Genomic DNA, 1118 nt, shown 5'->3' with positions numbered 1-1118 from the left:
GTAAGGGTGACCAAAAAATAAAGGTTTTTTTTTATTTATTATGAACAGTTTATTCTTGATAAACGAAAGTTTCACAAATGGTTATATATCGAGCGTGCTGGATATAATATCTATACTCGCGATTTTTTGTGGTATATCTGTAATTGTAAATAAAAATCCTATAATATCTGTATTATTTTTAATAGGGTTATTTGCTAGTGTTTCTTCTTATTTAATTCTATTAGGTTTAAGTTTTATAGGTTTAGCCTATTTAATAGTATATATAGGAGCAATATCTATTTTATTTTTATTTATTTTAATGCTGATAAATATTAGAATAAGTGAACTTCAAAGTAATACTAATAATAGTATACCTTTAACAATTATTCTTGGAATTTCTCTTAGTTATTCTTTATTTCAATTGTTACCTTATGATATAGCTATTTTAAGTAATTTTAGTAGTAATATAAATAATAATTTATATAATCTTTCTATGAATAAACAAAATAACGGAAATTTTGGAATTAATACCACTCCCGCAGTTTCACTGCAGCCTAAAAATAATGACTTATTATTTGTTACTAGTAAAATATGAGATGGAAATTTGGCAGAAAGTAATCATATAACAACTATAGGTAACGTAATGTATAGTAACTATAGTATCTGATTGTTCTTAGCTAGCTTTATTTTACTATTAGCTATGGTTGGATCTATAGTGATTATAATGAAATCTAATGCTTCTTGAGGCGGAGCCTTACCTAATACGAGGGAAACCAAAACCGAGGGGAGGTAGAATGAAAAATACTAAATCGGAGGATATATAACCACCGGAGCTTTAGCTTCTGGCTGCTTGCTTTAGCTAAAGCAAGCTACTAGTACTGAGGAGGCTAGCTTCGCCAGCCCCCCAATAGTAAGGCAAAGCAGATATGACTGTTGAAGAACTATTAGAAATGAAATGTTAGAGAAGAATAAAAAAGGACGAGGACAACTTCGTTTAGCTGTAACTATCAAAAATATATTGATCCCAGCAGCACAACTTCGTTTAGCTAGCTAACTAAAAACCATATAAAAACTTACAAATATCCACCCCTCCGGGGTGGAATCGACCCGTCCCCCCGCCCTGCAGTACTGCAGGGGGG

1 protein-coding gene is annotated in these 1118 nt (G+C 31.5%); it reads left to right on the top strand.

The genetic code is table 11. From position 1 onward, the window contains the following. Window positions 1-40 precede the first annotated feature (40 nt). A complete protein-coding gene (locus IEW49_RS13355) occupies window positions 41-574 on the top strand; it encodes an NADH-quinone oxidoreductase subunit J family protein (protein WP_188643229.1) in 534 nt (177 codons plus the stop codon). The last annotated feature ends 544 nt before the right edge of the window (window positions 575-1118 follow it).

This window comes from Pseudoblastomonas marina (assembly GCF_014641655.1).
Classification (GTDB): domain Bacteria; phylum Pseudomonadota; class Alphaproteobacteria; order Sphingomonadales; family Sphingomonadaceae; genus Alteriqipengyuania_A; species Alteriqipengyuania_A marina.
The sequence above is the reverse complement of the archived record's forward strand: the minus strand, read 5'-3'. Positions and strand labels throughout refer to the sequence as shown.

What these genes read in the sequence shown, in the direction of transcription:
- IEW49_RS13355 (WP_188643229.1), top strand. Translation starts at nt 41, where the DNA reads ATGAACAGTTTATTCTTGATAAACGAAAGTTTCACAAATGGTTATATA.